Source organism: Pseudomonas kribbensis (genome assembly GCF_003352185.1).
Lineage (GTDB): Bacteria > Pseudomonadota > Gammaproteobacteria > Pseudomonadales > Pseudomonadaceae > Aquipseudomonas > Aquipseudomonas kribbensis.
Map to the genome: position 1 here is coordinate 4,803,728 of NZ_CP029608.1, position 16,644 is coordinate 4,820,371.

The following is a 16,644-nucleotide window of genomic DNA, read 5'->3' on the forward strand; positions in this document are numbered from 1 at the left end:
ACCTCAAATGAATGGATGCTGCGGGCTGTCGATCGGCTTGATGACGTGCCGGCGCCACAATTGCCCATAACCCTGCACCAGAAATCCGCCGCTGCGTTCGATCCATTGCTCCCGGCGCATGCGGTAGGCCTTGGGCAAGTCATACCACGCCAGCTTCGGCAGATCGTGGTGCACCAGATGGAAATTCAGGTTCAGGAACAGCCAGCGCCACGGCCATCCGGCTTCGTTGAGCACGGTGCGTTGCTCCGGTTGTGTGTGCGGCCGGTGTTCATAGTAGGAGCGGACCATCGCAATCGACAGCGCCGGGATGCTGATCAGCAGCAGGTAATGCCAGACCGGCAATACGCTGTAGCGGGCGATGAACACTAGCATCAGCACTGTCAGGGCACCGTGGGTCAGCCACATCAGCCAGGCCTGGCGTTCACCGCTTTTCAGGCGTTGCAGTTCTTCACCGGCCAGCGCCAGCAACGCCAGCGGCGCGCCGAGGATGAATCGGCCGAGCACGGTCTTGTTCAGCCAGTGCAGGCTGCGTTCGAACAGTGAACTGCCCCGCCAGCGTTCGGCGCTAAGGTAACGGCTTTCGGGGTCGACGCCGGGGATCGTCAGGTCTTCGTCGCGATGGTGGTGCAGATGGCTGTCGCGATAGAGGGTGTACGGATACCACACCGCGAATGGCGCATAACCGAGGACTTTGTTCGCCAGTGTCCAGCGCGTCGGATGGCCATGAAGCAATTCGTGCTGCACCGACAGCCACAGCACCAGCAACGGAATCATCAGCAGCGTGCTCCACCAGACGCCCAGCCGTTCGCTGCCCAGCACAATCGCGAGCCAGCCGCCGTACACGCCAATCAGCAACAGCCAGGTCGGCCACTCGGTACGGGCGGTGAAGCGTTGACGCAGGGTTTCGATCTGTTGGCGATGGGCATCGTCGAAATAGTGGGGCATGGCGCGGCTCGGAACGAAGGTCTGATCGTTCTGTGCAACACCAGCGGGAAATCTTGCAGATTATTTTTTGCAGAGAAGAAAGGAGCCCGAAAAGCGGGCTCCCGAGGATCGGTATCAATGGCCAAAAATATCGACTTTCTTCGCCCTTTTCTCATGGCGTTTCTCGATCGCGGTCTTGGCCGGTTTCTTCTTCGCAGCTTTCTTCGCATCCATACCTTTGGACATGACGCGTACTCCTCTGAAGGGGATGTGGGATCAGGTATACACCTATCCCGGCGAGTACGTTGTTTTATAATCCGCGACTTTTGCACCGGCAGTCCGATTCATGACCGACACCCGCTACAGCCAGCTCGACGACCTGTCCTGGCCTTTGATGAACAAGTTCTACCGCCAGCATCAATCGTCGATGAAAGCGGTGCGCGAGGCGCAATTGTGGGTGGCGCGGCGCGAGGAAATCGTGGCTGCGCTGTGTCTGCGGCCGGTGTTCGGCGGGTATTGGCTGACCGGGTTGTTCGTTGATCCGGCCTGTCGCGAACAGGGCATTGCCGCGCAATTGATTGCGGCGGCGGTGAAAGATGTGGAGGCACCGGTGTGGCTGTTCTGCCACCCGGACCTGCGCGGATTCTACGAGCGACGCGGCTTCACCTTCGACCCCGCCCTGCCCCAGGCCATGGCCGAGCGCTTGAGCCGTTATGCGCGGAGCAAGCCGATGATTGCCATGGAACTGGCGCCGCGCACTGGCTGATCAGTCGTCAGCGTTGGGATCGAGATCCGGGAACATCACTTCGGTAAAACCGAACTTGCTGAAATCGGTGATGCGCGACGGGTACAGCCGCCCGATCAGGTGATCGCATTCATGCTGCACCACCCGCGCATGGAACCCCGAGGCGACACGCACGATCGGCTGCCCTTTGGGGTCGACACCCTCGTAGCGGATCTGCTGATAACGATCCACCGCGCCACGCAGGCCGGGCACTGACAGGCAGCCTTCAAAGCCCTCTTCCATCAGCGGACTGAGCGGCGTGATCAGCGGATTGATCAGGATCGTCTGCGGCACGGCTTCGGCGTCCGGGTAACGTTCGCTGTGCTCGAAGCCGAAGATCACCAGTTGCAGGTCGACGCCGATCTGCGGCGCGGCCAGGCCGACACCGCCGACGCTTTCCATGGTCTGGAACATGTCGTCGATCAGTTGCCATAGCTCCGGACTGTCGAGCATCTCGGCGGGCACCGGCGGGGCAATGCGCAGCAGGCGCTCGTCGCCCATCTTCAGGATTTCACGGATCATGGTCAGGCTTCGTCAGTGTTCGGCTTGAGCGATTGATCGCGCCCCAGGCCGGAAACGTGTTGTTTGGGATGTTCATCGAGTTCGCCGGGGACTTTCTCGCCCGGGTCCTTGCCCTCGCTGGACATGTGTTCGATCACCGCATTCATCTCCGCCCCCAGCAACAGCACCGCGGCGGAAATGTAGAAATACAGCAACAGCACAATGATCGCACCGATGCTGCCATACATGGCGTTGTAGTTGGCGAACGTCTTGACGTAGAACGCGAAGCCCAGGGACGCGACGATCCACACCACCACCGCCAGCACCGAGCCCGGGGTGATGAAACGGAACTCCTGTTTGACGTCGGGCATCACGTAGTAGATCAACGCGACGGCGACCATCATCAGAATCACGATCACCGGCCAGCGAGCGATGGTCCACACGGTGACGATGAAATCTTCCAGCCCGAACTGCCCGGCAATCCAGCCCATCACCTGCGGCCCCAGCACCATCAGCGCGGCGGCGGCCAGCAACATGCCGGCGATGCCGACAGTGTAGAAAATCGACAGCGGGAAGCGCTTCCAGATCGGCCGGCCCTCGACCACGTCGTAAGCGGCGTTCATCGCGCTCATCATCAGCCGTACGCCGGCGGACGCGGTGTACAGGGCGATAACGATACCCACGGAAAGCAGGCCGCCCTTGGATTGCTGCAACTGGTCGATCACCGGGTTGACCTGCTCCAGCGCCTGGGGCGGCAACACCAGCTCCGATTGCAGGCGCAGCCAGGAAAAGAAGTCCGGCAGGTGTAGGAAACCGATCAGGGCAATCAGGAACAGAATGAACGGGAACAACGAGAACAGCATCTGGTAGGCCAGTGCCGAGGCATAGGTCGACATCTCGTCTTCCATGAACTCGGTGACGGTACGCACGATGACCCGGTGCAGGGGCAGGCCTTTCATGTCGGGGAATATCATTCGCGTCTCCTTTCGCCGCAAAACAGGTTGAAGTCGTGGCGACTCAGGGGCCGTTTTCTCTCATCAAAGTAGCCTACTTGGCGACTCTGAAACACTGTGATCCGTGACCGAATGTGAACGACACACAAAAACGGCCATCCTTGGATGGCCGCTTCGGTGTTTCGTTCAAGGCTGAATCAAGCCTTGTCGACGCCTTTCTTGATCGCGTCCTTGGCTTTGCCCACCGCTTGCTGGGCCTCGCCTTTCTTCTCTTGCAGTTTGCCTTCGGCTTGCAGTTTGGTGTTGTCGGTGGCTTTACCGATACCCTGTTTGACGTTGCCGACCGCTTCGTTGGCCATGCCTTTTACTTTATCGCCTGTGCTACTCATGGTGTTTCTCCTTGGTGCATTGAAGGGGAAAAGTCAGTACGTAATGATTGACTGGCCCGGTTTGCGCCAAGTTTCATTTATTTTCAGGGCTTCATTTCGTCGCGGCGTGCAGGTTGCGCTTTATGTTTGCGAGCGTAGCCCCGAGAATGCCCACCATAAGGGCGCCAGGCGCCACAGAACCGATCCCGCAGGAATGTTATGAAACTCGATAAAAAGCAGGCCATCGCCCGTCGCAACCAGGAACTGGGCGGTGCCGTGCTCGGCACCAACAACTGCCACTTCGCCGAACTGAACCGCAACCGCAACATCTGGTGGTTCGACTTGCCGGTGTCGCGTCTGGCCATCGGTCAGTACGAGTGGATTCACCTGTTGATGCACACCCCGGCCACCGACGAACTGCTGCACCTGAAAGTGCCGACCGTGTTTCTGCGCGAGAAGCTCGAAGGCCTGGTGATCCGCAACGAAGGCAAGCGCAAGGCTGCCCTGAGCCTGGAGCTGAGCGCCGACAAGGACTCGTATCTGCAGGACATGCGCCCGGCGGGGACCAATGTGAATTTTGCGCCGTTCCGCCAGTAAGCGATTCCTGCTTCAACAAAAAGCCCCGCATCTGCGGGGCTTTTTGTTTTACGCGGCGCTCTTCGCCTTGATCTTCTTCAGCTCTTCGTCGCGTAACTCGCGGCGCAGGATCTTGCCAACGTTGGTGGTCGGCAGCGCATCGCGGAATTCCACCGAACGCGGCACCTTGTAGCCGGTGACGTTGGCGCGCATGTGCTCCATCACCGTTTCCTTGGTCAGCGTGACGCCCGGCTTGGCGACGATAAAGATCTTGATCGCTTCGCCCGATTTCTCGTCCGGAATACCGATGGCTGCGCACTGCAACACGCCTGGCAGGGTCGCCAGCACGTCTTCCAGCTCGTTCGGATACACGTTGAAACCGGAGACCAGGATCATGTCTTTCTTGCGATCGACAATGCGCATGTAGCCATCCGGCTGGATCACCGCGATGTCGCCGGTTTTCAGCCAGCCTTCGCTGTCGAGCATCTCGTCGGTGGCTTCCTGACGCTGCCAGTAGCCTTTCATCACTTGCGGGCCCTTGACGCACAGCTCGCCGATTTCGCCCAGCGGCTGCTCGACACCGGCGTCGTCGATGACTTTGCACAGGGTCGACGGCACCGGAATGCCGATGGTGCCGATCTGGATGTTCTGGATCGGGTTGACCGTGGCCACCGGGCTGGTTTCGGTCATGCCGTAACCTTCGCAGATCGGGCAACCGGTGACCGCTTTCCAGCGCTCGGCAGCGGCCAGTTGCAGGGCCATGCCGCCGGACAGGGTGACTTTCAGCGCCGAGAAATCCAGCTTGCGGAAACCTTCGTTGTTGCACAGGGCCACGAACAGCGTGTTGAGACCGACGAAACCGCTGAACTTCCACTTCGACAGTTCCTTGACCATCGCCGGCAGGTCGCGCGGGTTGCTGATCAGGATGTTGTGGTTGCCGATCAGCATCATCGCCATGCAATGAAAGGTGAACGCATAAATGTGGTACAGCGGCAGCGGAGTGATCAGGATCTCGCAACCTTCATTGAGGTTGGAGCCCATCAGCGCCTTGCACTGCAGCATGTTGGCGACGAGGTTGCGATGGGTGAGCATCGCGCCCTTGGCCACGCCGGTGGTGCCGCCGGTGTATTGCAGCACCGCGACGTCGCCGCTGTTCGGGTTGGCTTCGGCGACCGGCTGGCCCTGGCCCTTGCTCAACACGTCGTTGAACTTGACGGCTTTTGGCAGGTGATAGGCCGGAACCATTTTCTTCACGTACTTGATGACGCTGTTGATCAGCAGACGCTTGAGCGGCGGCAACAGGTCGGCGACTTCGGTGACGATGACGTGTTTGACACCGGTTTTAGGCACCACGGCTTCGGCCAGGTGCGCCATGTTCGCCAGGCACACCAGCGCCTTGGCACCGGAGTCATTGAACTGGTGTTCCATTTCCCGCGCGGTGTACAGCGGGTTGGTATTGACCACGATCAGCCCGGCACGGATGGCGCCGAAGACGGCGACCGGGTACTGCAACACGTTGGGCAGTTGCACGGCGATTCGATCACCGGGCTGCAAATCGGTATGCTGTTGCAGATAAGCGGCAAACGCACCGGACAATTCGTACAGTTCACCGTAGGTGATGGTCTTGCCCAGGTTGCTGAACGCCGGTTTGTCGGCGAAGCGTTGGCAGGATTGCTTCAACACTGCCTGAATATTCGGGTACTCGTCTGGATTGATGTCGGCAGCAATTCCAGCGGGGTACTTATCCTTCCAAAAGTCTTCGATCATGGAAGCCCACTCCTCAGCAACGCGAATTCAGCACCGCATTTGATGCGATTATTATTGGTGTTTGTTTTGTATTGGTGAATCTGGCTTTTTATCAGGCCGAGAAGTCACAAAGCGCGCCGAGAGTAGCAGCTTTGCCAAGGGTCGACCAGAGCCAAAAGTGGCCCGCATGGTCACTTTAATGACTCAAGAACTATTGGCAGTCATTTTAGAGCAAAAATCCTATAACACCCTGAAAGTCCCGGTTTACCGGGCCTTCAAAGCAAAAGATCGCAGCCTGCGGCAGCTCCGGAACCGGAAACGTGTTTCCTGGAAGCGTTACCGCAGGCTGCGATCTTTTTACTTCAAGCTGACCTATGCGATATCGCGCAGCTCCCGCCGCAGGATCTTCCCGACAGGCGTCATCGGCAGCGACTCACGCAGCACGATGTGCTTCGGCACCTTGTACGCGGTGAAATTCTCTTTGCAGTAGGCCTTCAGCTCTTCCAGGCTGACCCCGGTTTCCCGCGCCACCACAAACAGCTTCACCGCCTCCCCGGAACGCTCGTCCGGCACACCGATCACCGCACAGTTGGCGACTTTCGGATGGGCCATCACCACGTCTTCGATTTCGTTCGGGTACACGTTGAAACCGGAGACGATGATCATGTCTTTCTTGCGGTCGACGATGCGCACGAAGCCATCCGGGTCGATCACCGCAATGTCTCCGGACTTGAACCAGCCCTCGGCATCCAGCACTTCGGCGGTGGCCTCGGGTTTCTGCCAGTAGCCCTTCATGATCTGCGGGCCCTTGATGCACAGTTCGCCGCGCTCGCCCAAAGGTTGTTCGACGCCGTCGTCATTGATGACTTTCAATCGGGTGCCCGGCACCGGCAGGCCGACCGTACCGATTCGCGACAGCTCGCCGTACGGGTTGGTGCAGGCCACCGGCGAGGTTTCGGTCAGGCCGTAACCTTCGGTGATGCGGCAACCGGTGAGCTGCTCCCAACGCTCGGCGGTAGCCTTGACCAGCGCAGTGCCGCCGGAGTTGGTGAGTTTGAGCGTAGAGAAATCCAGGGTCTTGAAGTCCGGATGATCCATCAGCGCGACGAACAGGGTGTTGAGTCCCAGCAGCGCCGAGAACTTCCAGTTCTTCAGCTCCTTGATGAAGCCGCCGATGTCCCGCGGATTGGTAATCAGCACGTTGTGATTGCCGGACACCATCATGCACATGCAATTCGCGGTGAAAGCATAGATGTGGTACAGCGGCAGCGGCGCGATCATCACTTCCTGGCCTTCGCGCAACAACGGCTGACCGTCGCTGCCGAACTGACCAAGACAGGCGCGCACCTGCTGCATGTTGGCCACCAGATTGCCGTGGGTGAGCATCGCGCCCTTGGCCAGGCCGGTGGTGCCGCCGGTGTATTGCAGCACGGCGATGTCATCCAGGCCGACCTTCAACGGCTTGATGCCCAGGCCCCGGCCCATGCGCAAGGCGCTCTTGAAGGAAATCGCCTGGGGCAGTGAATACGCCGGGACCATTTTTTTCACTTTGCTGACCACGGTGTTGACCAGCCAGCCCTTGGCGGTGGGCATCAGGTCGCCCATCTTCGCTTCGATCAGGTACTGGATGTCGGTGTCAGGCAGCACTTCCTGGACTTTCTGGCCGAACATGTTCAGGTACACCAGCGCCCGGGCACCGGAGTCCTTGAACTGGTGACGCATCTCCCGCGCGGTGTACAGCGGATTGGTGTTGACCACGATCAGCCCGGCGCGCAAGGCACCGAACACGGCAATCGGATAATGCAGGACGTTGGGCATCTGCACCGCGATGCGATCCCCCGGCGCCAGATCAGTGTGGGCTTGCAGGTAACCGGCGAACGCGGCGCTCTGGCGCTCGAGCTCGGCGTAGGTCAGGGTCACGCCCATGTTGCTGAACGCCGGGCGGTCAGCGAATTTCTTGCAGGAACGCTCGAACACCTCGATCACCGACTTGAATTCATTCGCGTCGATGTCCAGGGGTACGCCCGCCGGGCGTTTGTCATTCCAGAAATCAGGTTGCATTGTTCTTGTCCTCTTTACCTGAGCCGATCCGGGGCCGCTTCGCTGTCATTTCTTTCTATCCCTGAAAAAGCCGAGAGCAAAAAGCGGGGCTTCACGGACACTAGCAGCTATGGTCATTCAGGCAAATATGGGCAGCGTCCTCATTGATCGTGTGAATCTTCCTGCCGTGGCGTGAGCTGATCGGACGCGCTATACAATGCAATCTCTGCAATCCCCTGCAACAAAAGCATGCCGCAAAAGGAATCGCCATGATCCACGACACTTTCTGGCTGGACGCGAGTGACCGCAGCCGCCTCTTCGTCAACCAGTGGCTGCCGAACGCGCCGCTGAAGGCGGTGATTCTGCTGGCCCACGGCATGGCCGAGCACAGCGCTCGGTATGCGCGACTGGCCGAATCGTTCTGTGCCGAAGGCTACGGTGTGTATGCGCCCGATCAACGCGGTCATGGCAAAACCGCCGATCATGGGACGCTCGGGCATTTCGCCGACGACGATGGCTGGTGCAAGGTGGTCGGTGATCTCGCGAGCCTCAACCAGTTCCTGGGCCAGCGTCATCCGAGCGTGCCGATCGTGCTGCTCGGGCACAGTATGGGCAGCTACATCGCGCAGGCTTATCTGCTGCATCACAGCGCCAGCCTGCACGGCGCGATTCTCAGCGGCTCGAATTTCCAGCCGGTTGCGCTGTACCGCGCGGCCCGGCAGATCGCCCGGTTCGAAAAATTGCGTCAGGGCGCCAAGGGTCGCAGTGCGCTGATCGAATGGCTGTCGTTCGGCTCGTTCAACAACAAGTTCAAACCGGCACGCACCGCGTTTGACTGGCTGAGTCGCGATCCGGCTGAAGTCGACAAGTACGCCACAGATCCGCTGTGCGGCTTTCGCTGCACCAACCAGCTATGGATCGACCTGCTCGGCGGGTTGCAGCAAATCAGCAAAGCGTCCAATCTCGCCCAGATCGACCCGGGCCTGCCGTTGCTGGTGATTGGCGGCGAATGTGATCCGGTGAGTGAGGGCAAGCGTCTGACTGATCTGGCCAATGCCTTGCGCTCGGCCGGCAGCCAGAACCTGCAACTGAAGATCTACCCGCAGGCGCGGCACGAATTGTTCAATGAGACCAACCGCGACGAAGTGACCGCCGATGTGCTGGCCTGGATCGACCAGGCGCTGAGCCATCCCCGCCCACACCGCAGCGAATAATTTTTTGTGGATTCATTTAATCCGTCACAGGAACCGATACCGATGACCCAGGTTACCAACATCCCTTACGAAGCCCTCGAAGTCGGCCAGACCGCCAGCTACAGCAAGACTGTCGAAGAGCGCGACATTCAGCTGTTCGCCGCGATGTCCGGCGATCACAACCCGGTGCACCTGGACGCCGAGTTCGCCGCCGCCAGCATGTTCAAGGAACGCATCGCCCACGGCATGTTCAGCGGTGCGCTGATCAGTGCGGCCGTGGCGTGCGAGTTGCCTGGGCCGGGCACCATTTATATCGGTCAGCAAATGAGCTTCCAGAAACCGGTGAAGATCGGCGACACCCTGACCGTGCGCCTGGAAATCCTCGAGAAACTGCCGAAATTCCGCGTGCGTATTGCCACTCGCGTGTTCAACCAGCGCGATGAGCTGGTGGTGGACGGCGAGGCGGAGATCCTGGCGCCGCGCAAGCAACAGACCGTTACCCTGCCGACCTTGCCGGCCATCAGCATCGGCTGATTGTCCTCGACATAAAAAACGCCAGACTAGCTGGCGTTTTTTGTGGGCGTTGATCGCTTACGAGCGGGCACGCGCCTGATTGCGCAGCGCTTTCACCTGATCGTGATTGCGTTGCACGCCGTGGTACTGGCGCTCGACCAGATCACGAATGCCGACCAGGTTGTGCTTGTTGATCTTCTCGATCGCTTCACGATAAGCCTTCAAGGCGTGGTCTTCACCGCGCTCGGCTTCGTTGAGCACGGCCTCTTCGTCCTTGCCGGTGAACATGGCTTTGACGTCGACCCAGCGACGGTGCAGGTCACCGCTGACACTGGTCGAGGTTTCCGGATCGCCACCCATCGAGCGCACGGTCGCCTGCAACTCGGCTGCAGCCGTAGCGCAGTCGGCGGAGCGTTTCACGAACAGGGTTTTCAGTTCCGGGTGCTTGATGTCTTCAGCGCAGGTCTTGAACCCTTCCTGACCGTCCTTGCTGGTTTCGATCAGGTCGTTGAGGACGGAGATGGCTTCTTTATTCATGTCAGTCATTTTTCAATTCCTTGCGTGGGTGAAAGATGCAAGGAGTGTTGCAGTGGTCATGCCAGCTTCCACTAAAGAATTTAATTGTTATTTTTCAATGAAATACAAATAAAACGGAAATCTGTATGCCTGTTATTTGCATGATCTGTCATTTGGCCTGCATGCAGAATGCCTGTATTTTCCAAAGTGTTTTCAAAGCCAGACGATTTCAACGATGAACCCCGAAAAACTCGAACTGCTGATTACCCGCGAAATGCCCTTCGGCAAGTACAAGGGACGGATCATTGCCGACCTCCCCGGCCCGTACCTGAACTGGTTCGCCCGGGAAGGGTTCCCCCACGGCGAACTCGGCGGCCTGCTGGCGCTCATGCAGGAAATCGATCACAACGGCCTGTCGGAGCTGCTTGAACCGTTGCGCGCCAAACATGGCAAACCCGCCCCGCGCCACTGAGGCGTTACCCTGATCCGAGTCGAATCGACCATGCCCGATAACACCCGCCGCGCCCGAGATGAAGCCTTCTGGCAAACCTTCGCCGACCGTTACGACCGCCATCCCGGCCCCGTGAACCTGGAAAACGGCTACTTCGGACGCATGTCGCGCACCGTGGTCGAGGACTATCAGCGCCATATCGAACAGATCAACAACAGCAACTCGATCTATGTGCGCCAACGCTTCGAACAGCACGACAGCCTCGACATCCGCGCGCAACTGGCCGAGCTGATCGGCGTGCGTGCGCAAAGCGTCGCTTTCACCCAGAACGCCACCGCCGGCCTGCAGTCGCTGATCCGCAACTACAACCGGCTGGAGCCTGGCGATCAGGTGCTGCTCTGCGATCTGGAATACGACACGGTCAAGGGCGCGATGCGCTGGCTGGCCCGCCATCGCGGGGTCGAGGTGATCGAGATCGAGCACACGCACCCGGCCAGCTTCGACAGTCTGCTGGCGACTTACCGCGAAACTTTCATTCGCCATCCAAAGCTCAAGCTGATGGCGCTGACCCACGTCACCCACCGCACCGGACTGGTGATGCCGGTGCAAGCCATCGCTGCACTGGCCAAGGAGCACGGCGTCGACATCATCCTCGATGGCGCCCACGCCCTCGGCCAGCTCGAGTTCGATCTGGAAGCACTGGGCATCGCCTTCGCCGGGTACAACCTGCACAAATGGATCGGCTCGCCGCTGACCCTGGGCTTTTTGTATATCGCCCCCCAACGCCTGGCCGACATCGACCCGGACATGGGCGAGATGCATTTCCCGCTCAACGACATTCGCTCGCGCACGCCCTACAGCACGCCGAACATTCCGGCGCTGATGACCTTGCCGCTGGTGTTCGAGGAACACCGTGCACTCGGTGGTGCAGCGGCCAAGGGCGCACGGGTCAATTACCTGCGCAACCTGTGGGTCAGCGCCGTGCGCAACCTGCCGGGCATAGAGGTCACGACCCCGGACGATCCGCGTCTGTATTGCGGCATCACCTCGATGCGCTTTACCCGGCATGCCGACCAGCAGGCGATGGTCGAGCGCCTGCTCAACGACTACAACCTGTTCACCGTGGTGCGCAACGGCGCGGCCTGCGGGCCGTGCATCCGTATCACGCCGTCGTTGACCACCACGGCGGCGGAGATTCAGTCGCTGGTTCTGGCGCTCAATGAATTGCGTTAAACCGTGTACTTGTCGAAATCCTCGGGCTTGATCTGCGACGACACCGCAAAGGTGTCGATGCCGATCGTGAGGTGGCCGAAGTAACCGTCCTCGTGGGAGTCACGGCCGATTGGCCAGACCGTCAGCGTCGAGGCCTCCCCGCCCATCCGGGTGTAGTAGTGGTCCTGGCAATTGTTCAGCGGTGAGGACGCCCGCCCACGATAAGCCTTGGCGTTGAGCACCCCGCGAGAAACCACCTCAGGAAAGTACAGCTGTCCGACCCAGGCCACATTGCGCTCATCGAGGTATTCGTTGCCGGCAACGATGCGCACCGCCACGTGAATGTGCAAGGCACGCCCGGCATAAAACCCCGGATAGATCGTGGTGAAACGCACCCTGCCCTTGTGATCACTGAACTGGCCGCCGCGCAGGTAGGTGTCGTCGTCGGTTCGCGGGATCGAGCCGATGTCTTCAACGTCGACTTCCTGATCCGGGTTGACCCGGCTCCACCCGGAATAGGCACCACGCGCGTTGCAGTGCCAGATATCCACCAGTGCACCGCTGACCGGTTCGGCGGTCATGGCATCGACGATGGTCAGGCGCAACAGCAAAGGCAGGCCCTCGGCACCTTCGCTGATGTTGCGGCGCAGCAGTTTTGGATTGCGAAAATACGGCCCGGCGACTTGCTCGGGGGCCAGTTGATATACCGATGGAGCTGAAGGCTGGTTATCCATGAGGCGTTCTCTCTTCCATAAGATGAACGCAGGTTAACGCCACACGCAAAGGCAGATGCGGTAACTATGTATCGCGAGATAACGAAGGTTTTTGCGGGCAAAAAAAAACGGTGCACCGACCAAGCGCACCGTTAAAGCCGTAGAACACACAACGAAGTGTCGGGTGAAGCGATCAGTCCAGCAGCGCCAAAGCCTCGGCGGTGCATTCCTGGATGCGGGCCCAGTCGCCGTTCTTGATCCACTCCGGATCAAGCATCCAGCTACCGCCCACGCACATGACGTTTTTCAGCGCCATGTAGCTCTTGATGTTGGCAGGACCCACGCCGCCGGTCGGGCAGAATTTCACTTCGCCGAACGGGCCGCCGAGGGCCTTGATCGCCGCCACGCCGCCGCTGACTTCAGCGGGGAACAACTTGAAGCGGCGATAACCCAGGCCATAGCCTTCCATGATGCCGGAGGCGTTGCTGATGCCCGGCAGCAGCGGGATCGGGCTTTCAACGCTGGCTTCCAGCAGGTCACGGGTGATGCCCGGGGTGACGATGAATTGCGAACCGGCCGCTTCGGCCGCGGCCAGCATGTTGCGGTCGAGCACGGTGCCGGCACCGGTCACCAGTTCCGGACGCTGCTCGCGCAGGATTTGGATCGCCTTGAGGCCGAACTGCGAACGCAGGGTCACTTCCAGCGCGGTCAGACCACCGGCGGCCAGGGCGTCGGCCAGCGGCAGCACATCCTGTTCACGGGCGATGGTGATCACCGGCAGGATCCGCGCCTTGGCGCAGAGGCTGTCGATCAGGGCAACTTTGTCCGCCATGGAAACGGTCGGGGATGGGGTTGTCATAGCGGCTGTTCCTTGGCTCATGGGCACCAGTAAATCTCTAACGTAGGTTGCAGAAACGCGCGAACCGGCATGGCGGCGACGTCGTTGGATGCCAGTGCGGCATTCAGGGTGGTCAGTTTCGACTGACCGGAAATCGACAGAATCTTGTGCTTCGCCGAAGCCAGCAGCGCCCGGCTCATGGTCAGGCGTTGACGCGGCACGCTCGGCGCCAGCATCGGCCAGCAACGACGGGTGCCATCGGCTTGCAGGGCTTCAGCCAGGTTCGGGCTGTCCGGAAACAGCGACGCGGTATGGCCGTCATCGCCCATGCCCAGCACCAGCACATCGATGGCCGGCAATTCAGCAAGCAAGCGGTCAGCGTTTTCAGCAGCCTGCTCGACGTTGGCCGCCGCGCTGTAAAGGCTGAGGAACTGCGCCTTGGCCGCCGGGCCCTTGAGCAGATACTGCTTGAGCAGACCGGCATTGCTGTCGGCGTGCTCGACCGGCACCCAGCGCTCGTCGGCCAGGGTCACGACGACCTTCGACCAGTCCAGCTCCTGCTTGGCCAGGTGCTGGAAAAATGCCACCGGGCTGCGACCGCCGGACACCACCAGCACCGCGTTGCCGCGCGCCGCCAGTGCGTCGCTCAATTGCTTGGCGACATTCAGCGCCAGACCTTCGGCGAGCAATACCGGGCTCTTGAATTCATGGGCATTCACGCCCGCGGGCAGTTTCACATCAGATATCGCCATACCACGACCTCCCGTCCCGCGTGATCAATGCAATGGAGCTCATCGGCCCCCACGACCCGGCCGCATACGGCTTGGGCGCATCACCGGACTTTTTCCACCCGGCGATCAGCTGGTCACACCACTTCCACGCGGCTTCGATTTCATCTTTACGGACAAACAGGTTCTGATTGCCGTTCATCACTTCCAGCAACAACCGCTCGTAGGCGTCGGGTATCCGCGCGCTGCGCCAGGTGTCAGAGAAATTCAGTTGCAACGGGCCGCTGCGCAGCTGCATGCCCTTGTCCAGGCCTTGATCCTTGGTCATCACTCGCAGTGAAATGCCTTCGTCCGGTTGCAGGCGGATGATCAGTTTGTTGCTGATCTGCAGGCGCTGCTCCGGGGCGAAGATGTAGTGCGACGGTTCCTTGAAGTGGATGACGATCTGCGACAGTTTCTGCGGCATGCGCTTGCCGGTACGCAGGTAGAACGGCACGCCGGCCCAGCGCCAGTTGCGGATGTCGGCACGCAGTGCGACGAAGGTTTCGGTGTCGCTCTGGGTGTTGGAATTCGGCTCTTCAAGGTAGCCCGGTACGGACTTGCCTTCGCTGTGGCCGGCAATGTACTGACCGCGCACTACCTGAGTGGTCAGGCCTTCCGGGCTGATCGGCGCCAGGGCCTTGAGCACTTTCACTTTTTCGTCACGGATGCTGTCGGCGGACAGGTCGGCCGGCGGGTCCATGGCGATCAGGCAAAGCAGTTGCAACAGGTGGTTCTGGATCATGTCGCGCAGCTGGCCAGCCTTGTCGAAATAACCCCAGCGGCCTTCGATGCCGACCTTCTCGGCCACGGTGATTTCCACGTGGGAGATGTAATGCTGGTTCCACTGGGTTTCGAACAGGCTGTTGGCAAAACGCAGGGCGATCAGGTTTTGCACCGTCTCTTTGCCCAGGTAGTGGTCGATGCGGTAGGTGCGGTTCTCCGGGAAGAACTGCGCCACGGCGTCGTTGACCTTGCGCGAAGATTCGAGGTCCGAGCCGATCGGTTTTTCCAGCACCACACGGGTGTTTTCCGCCAGACCGACCTTCGCCAGGTTCTCGCAGATCGCGCCGTACACCGCCGCCGGGGTGGCGAAGTAGGCAATCATGCGTTGTTTGGTGCCGGCCAGATCGGCCAGCGCCGCGTAATCTTCAGCCTTGAGGAAGTCGACGTGCAGGTAGGTCAGGCGCGCCAGAAAGCGCTCGGCCACTGCCTCGTCCAGTTCCTTGCCCACGTAGCGGCGCAGTTCGGCGGCAATGAATGCCATGTGCTGCTGCTCGGTGCCTTCTTCACGGGCCAGCGCGATAATACGCGTGTCCTCGTGCAGCAGGCCGGCGCCATCCAGGTGATAAAGGGCAGGAAACAGCTTGCGCAGGGCCAGATCGCCCAGGGCGCCGAACAAGGCGAAGGTGCACGGTTCTACCGTAATCGAAGGCATGATGTTTGTTCTTTTATCAAGTTAAGCTACAAATACCTTTTTTCAAGGCATCACTCAAGGGAAAATGTAGTAATAACCACAACATTTTCGCAAAATACAGATTCCGAGTGGTGGTCGGTCGGAGCCATCAGTAGGATAGGCCACCGTCACGGGCCACATCAAAGGCCCAATTTGCATAGCCGCGCGCTTATCGGCGCCGGTGAATCTAGGAATTCTTATGGACCGCGTGCGAAATTTACTGGAACAGATCCAGAGTCGCCTTGAAGAGCTGAACAAGGCCGAACGCAAAGTCGCCGAAGTGATCCTGCTCAACCCACAGCAGGCCACCCGCTTCAGTATCGCCGCCCTCGCCCAGGCCGCCTCGGTCAGTGAACCGACGGTCAACCGCTTCTGCCGTTCGTTCGGCGTCAGCGGCTACCCCGAACTCAAGCTGCAACTGGCCCAGAGCCTGGCCAGCGGCGCGGCTTACGTCAGCCGCGCGGTGGAAGCCGACGACAATCCCGAGGCCTACACCCAGAAGATTTTCGGCAGCGCCATCGCCTCGCTGGACAGCGCCTGCCAGGCGCTGGACCCGAACCTGATCAGCCGCGCCGTCGACCTGTTGATCCAGGCCCGGCAGATCCACTTCTTCGGCCTCGGCGCCTCGGCCCCGGTGGCACTGGACGCGCAGCACAAGTTCTTCCGCTTCAACCTGGCGGTCACCGCCCACGCCGATGTGCTGATGCAACGGATGATTGCGTCGGTGGCGCACACCGGCGAGCTGTTCGTGATCATTTCCTATACCGGCCGCACCCGCGAGCTGGTAGAAGTGGCGCGCATCGCCCGGGAGAACGGCGCTTCGGTACTGGGCCTGACCGCCGAGAACTCGCCACTGGCCAAGGCCAGCACCCTGAGCCTGAACATTCCGCTGCCGGAAGACACTGACATCTATATGCCGATGACCTCGCGGATCATTCAGTTGACGGTGCTGGATGTGCTGGCGACGGGGATGACCTTGCGTCGCGGGGTGGATTTCCAGCCGCATCTGCGCAAGATCAAAGAGAGCTTGAATGCGAGCCGATATCCGGTGGGTGACGAGTTCAACTAGTTCGCGCTGATTACTCCCACGCTA

Annotated in this window: 18 protein-coding genes; 7 read left to right on the top strand and 11 right to left on the bottom strand. The window is 60.1% G+C overall.

Annotated features, from left to right (window positions below):
* Window positions 1-3: 3 nt before the first annotated feature.
* Window positions 4-945 carry a fatty acid desaturase gene (locus tag DLD99_RS21950; RefSeq protein WP_114885017.1) on the bottom strand — a complete coding sequence of 314 codons (942 nt, stop codon included), beginning with the start codon at window positions 943-945 and terminating at the stop codon, window positions 4-6.
* Between the two features lie 325 nt (window positions 946-1,270).
* Between DLD99_RS21950 and DLD99_RS21955 the strand changes: the two genes are divergently transcribed.
* Window positions 1,271-1,690 (top strand): GNAT family N-acetyltransferase, encoded by a 420-nt coding sequence (locus tag DLD99_RS21955; RefSeq protein WP_114885019.1) that lies wholly within the window; start codon window positions 1,271-1,273, stop codon window positions 1,688-1,690.
* Here the strand turns inward: DLD99_RS21955 and def are convergent, their stop codons facing one another.
* The 3 genes from def to DLD99_RS21970 form a co-directional block, all read right to left on the bottom strand.
* Entirely contained in the window at window positions 1,691-2,230 is a 540-nt protein-coding gene (def, locus tag DLD99_RS21960; protein ID WP_114885021.1) for a peptide deformylase, read from the bottom strand. It abuts the gene before it with no gap.
* Window positions 2,231-2,232: 2 nt separating this feature from the next.
* Entirely contained in the window at window positions 2,233-3,183 is a 951-nt protein-coding gene (locus tag DLD99_RS21965) for a YihY/virulence factor BrkB family protein (RefSeq protein WP_085709666.1), read from the bottom strand.
* 176 nt (window positions 3,184-3,359) lie between these two features.
* The gene (locus DLD99_RS21970) at window positions 3,360-3,551 is read right to left on the bottom strand and encodes a CsbD family protein (RefSeq protein WP_114885023.1); all 192 of its coding nucleotides are present in this window, start codon (window positions 3,549-3,551) and stop codon (window positions 3,360-3,362) included.
* A gap of 198 nt (window positions 3,552-3,749) precedes the next feature.
* Here DLD99_RS21970 and DLD99_RS21975 point away from each other — a divergent pair, with 198 nt between their 5' ends.
* Window positions 3,750-4,127 carry a hypothetical protein gene (locus DLD99_RS21975; RefSeq protein ID WP_007951149.1) on the top strand — a complete coding sequence of 126 codons (378 nt, stop codon included), beginning with the start codon at window positions 3,750-3,752 and terminating at the stop codon, window positions 4,125-4,127.
* Between the two features lie 48 nt (window positions 4,128-4,175).
* On the opposite strand, the gene fadD1 is transcribed toward DLD99_RS21975, so the two are convergent.
* A complete protein-coding gene (gene fadD1, locus DLD99_RS21980) occupies window positions 4,176-5,873 on the bottom strand; it encodes a long-chain-fatty-acid--CoA ligase FadD1 (protein WP_114885024.1) in 1,698 nt (565 codons plus the stop codon).
* Window positions 5,874-6,224: 351 nt separating this feature from the next.
* Entirely contained in the window at window positions 6,225-7,913 is a 1,689-nt protein-coding gene (gene fadD2, locus DLD99_RS21985) for a long-chain-fatty-acid--CoA ligase FadD2 (RefSeq protein ID WP_114885026.1), read from the bottom strand.
* Window positions 7,914-8,161: 248 nt separating this feature from the next.
* On the opposite strand from fadD2, the gene DLD99_RS21990 reads away from it, so the two are divergent.
* Entirely contained in the window at window positions 8,162-9,106 is a 945-nt protein-coding gene (locus DLD99_RS21990) for an alpha/beta hydrolase (protein WP_114885028.1), read from the top strand.
* Window positions 9,107-9,148: 42 nt separating this feature from the next.
* Window positions 9,149-9,619: a MaoC family dehydratase gene (locus DLD99_RS21995; protein WP_003227420.1), complete on the top strand. Its 471-nt coding sequence runs from the start codon at window positions 9,149-9,151 to the stop codon at window positions 9,617-9,619.
* Between the two features lie 57 nt (window positions 9,620-9,676).
* Here DLD99_RS21995 and DLD99_RS22000 read toward each other — a convergent pair whose 3' ends face one another.
* Window positions 9,677-10,144: a ferritin-like domain-containing protein gene (locus tag DLD99_RS22000; RefSeq protein WP_085709662.1), complete on the bottom strand. Its 468-nt coding sequence runs from the start codon at window positions 10,142-10,144 to the stop codon at window positions 9,677-9,679.
* 205 nt (window positions 10,145-10,349) lie between these two features.
* On the opposite strand from DLD99_RS22000, the gene DLD99_RS22005 reads away from it, so the two are divergent.
* Together DLD99_RS22005 and DLD99_RS22010 are read left to right on the top strand one after the other, a co-directional pair.
* Window positions 10,350-10,586, top strand: a complete 237-nt coding sequence (locus DLD99_RS22005; RefSeq protein WP_003213031.1) for a DUF3820 family protein — start codon at window positions 10,350-10,352, stop codon at window positions 10,584-10,586.
* Between the two features lie 30 nt (window positions 10,587-10,616).
* Entirely contained in the window at window positions 10,617-11,798 is a 1,182-nt protein-coding gene (locus DLD99_RS22010; RefSeq protein ID WP_114885030.1) for an aminotransferase class V-fold PLP-dependent enzyme, read from the top strand.
* Here the strand turns inward: DLD99_RS22010 and DLD99_RS22015 are convergent.
* From DLD99_RS22015 to zwf, 4 genes are all read right to left on the bottom strand, one after another.
* Window positions 11,795-12,511, bottom strand: a complete 717-nt coding sequence (locus DLD99_RS22015) for an intradiol ring-cleavage dioxygenase (RefSeq protein ID WP_114885032.1) — start codon at window positions 12,509-12,511, stop codon at window positions 11,795-11,797. The genes DLD99_RS22010 and DLD99_RS22015 overlap by 4 nt on opposite strands.
* A 172-nt stretch (window positions 12,512-12,683) precedes the next feature.
* On the bottom strand, window positions 12,684-13,349 hold the full coding sequence (locus DLD99_RS22020) for a bifunctional 4-hydroxy-2-oxoglutarate aldolase/2-dehydro-3-deoxy-phosphogluconate aldolase (protein ID WP_011335602.1): 666 nt from the start codon (window positions 13,347-13,349) through the stop codon (window positions 12,684-12,686).
* 17 nt (window positions 13,350-13,366) lie between these two features.
* On the bottom strand, window positions 13,367-14,080 hold the full coding sequence (pgl, locus tag DLD99_RS22025; protein WP_114885034.1) for a 6-phosphogluconolactonase: 714 nt from the start codon (window positions 14,078-14,080) through the stop codon (window positions 13,367-13,369).
* Window positions 14,067-15,533: a glucose-6-phosphate dehydrogenase gene (gene zwf / locus DLD99_RS22030; RefSeq protein ID WP_114885036.1), complete on the bottom strand. Its 1,467-nt coding sequence runs from the start codon at window positions 15,531-15,533 to the stop codon at window positions 14,067-14,069. The genes pgl and zwf overlap by 14 nt, the downstream gene beginning before the upstream one ends.
* Window positions 15,534-15,759: 226 nt before the next feature.
* Here zwf and DLD99_RS22035 point away from each other — a divergent pair, with 226 nt between their 5' ends.
* On the top strand, window positions 15,760-16,620 hold the full coding sequence (locus DLD99_RS22035) for a MurR/RpiR family transcriptional regulator (protein ID WP_169842436.1): 861 nt from the start codon (window positions 15,760-15,762) through the stop codon (window positions 16,618-16,620).
* The last annotated feature ends 24 nt before the right edge of the window (window positions 16,621-16,644 follow it).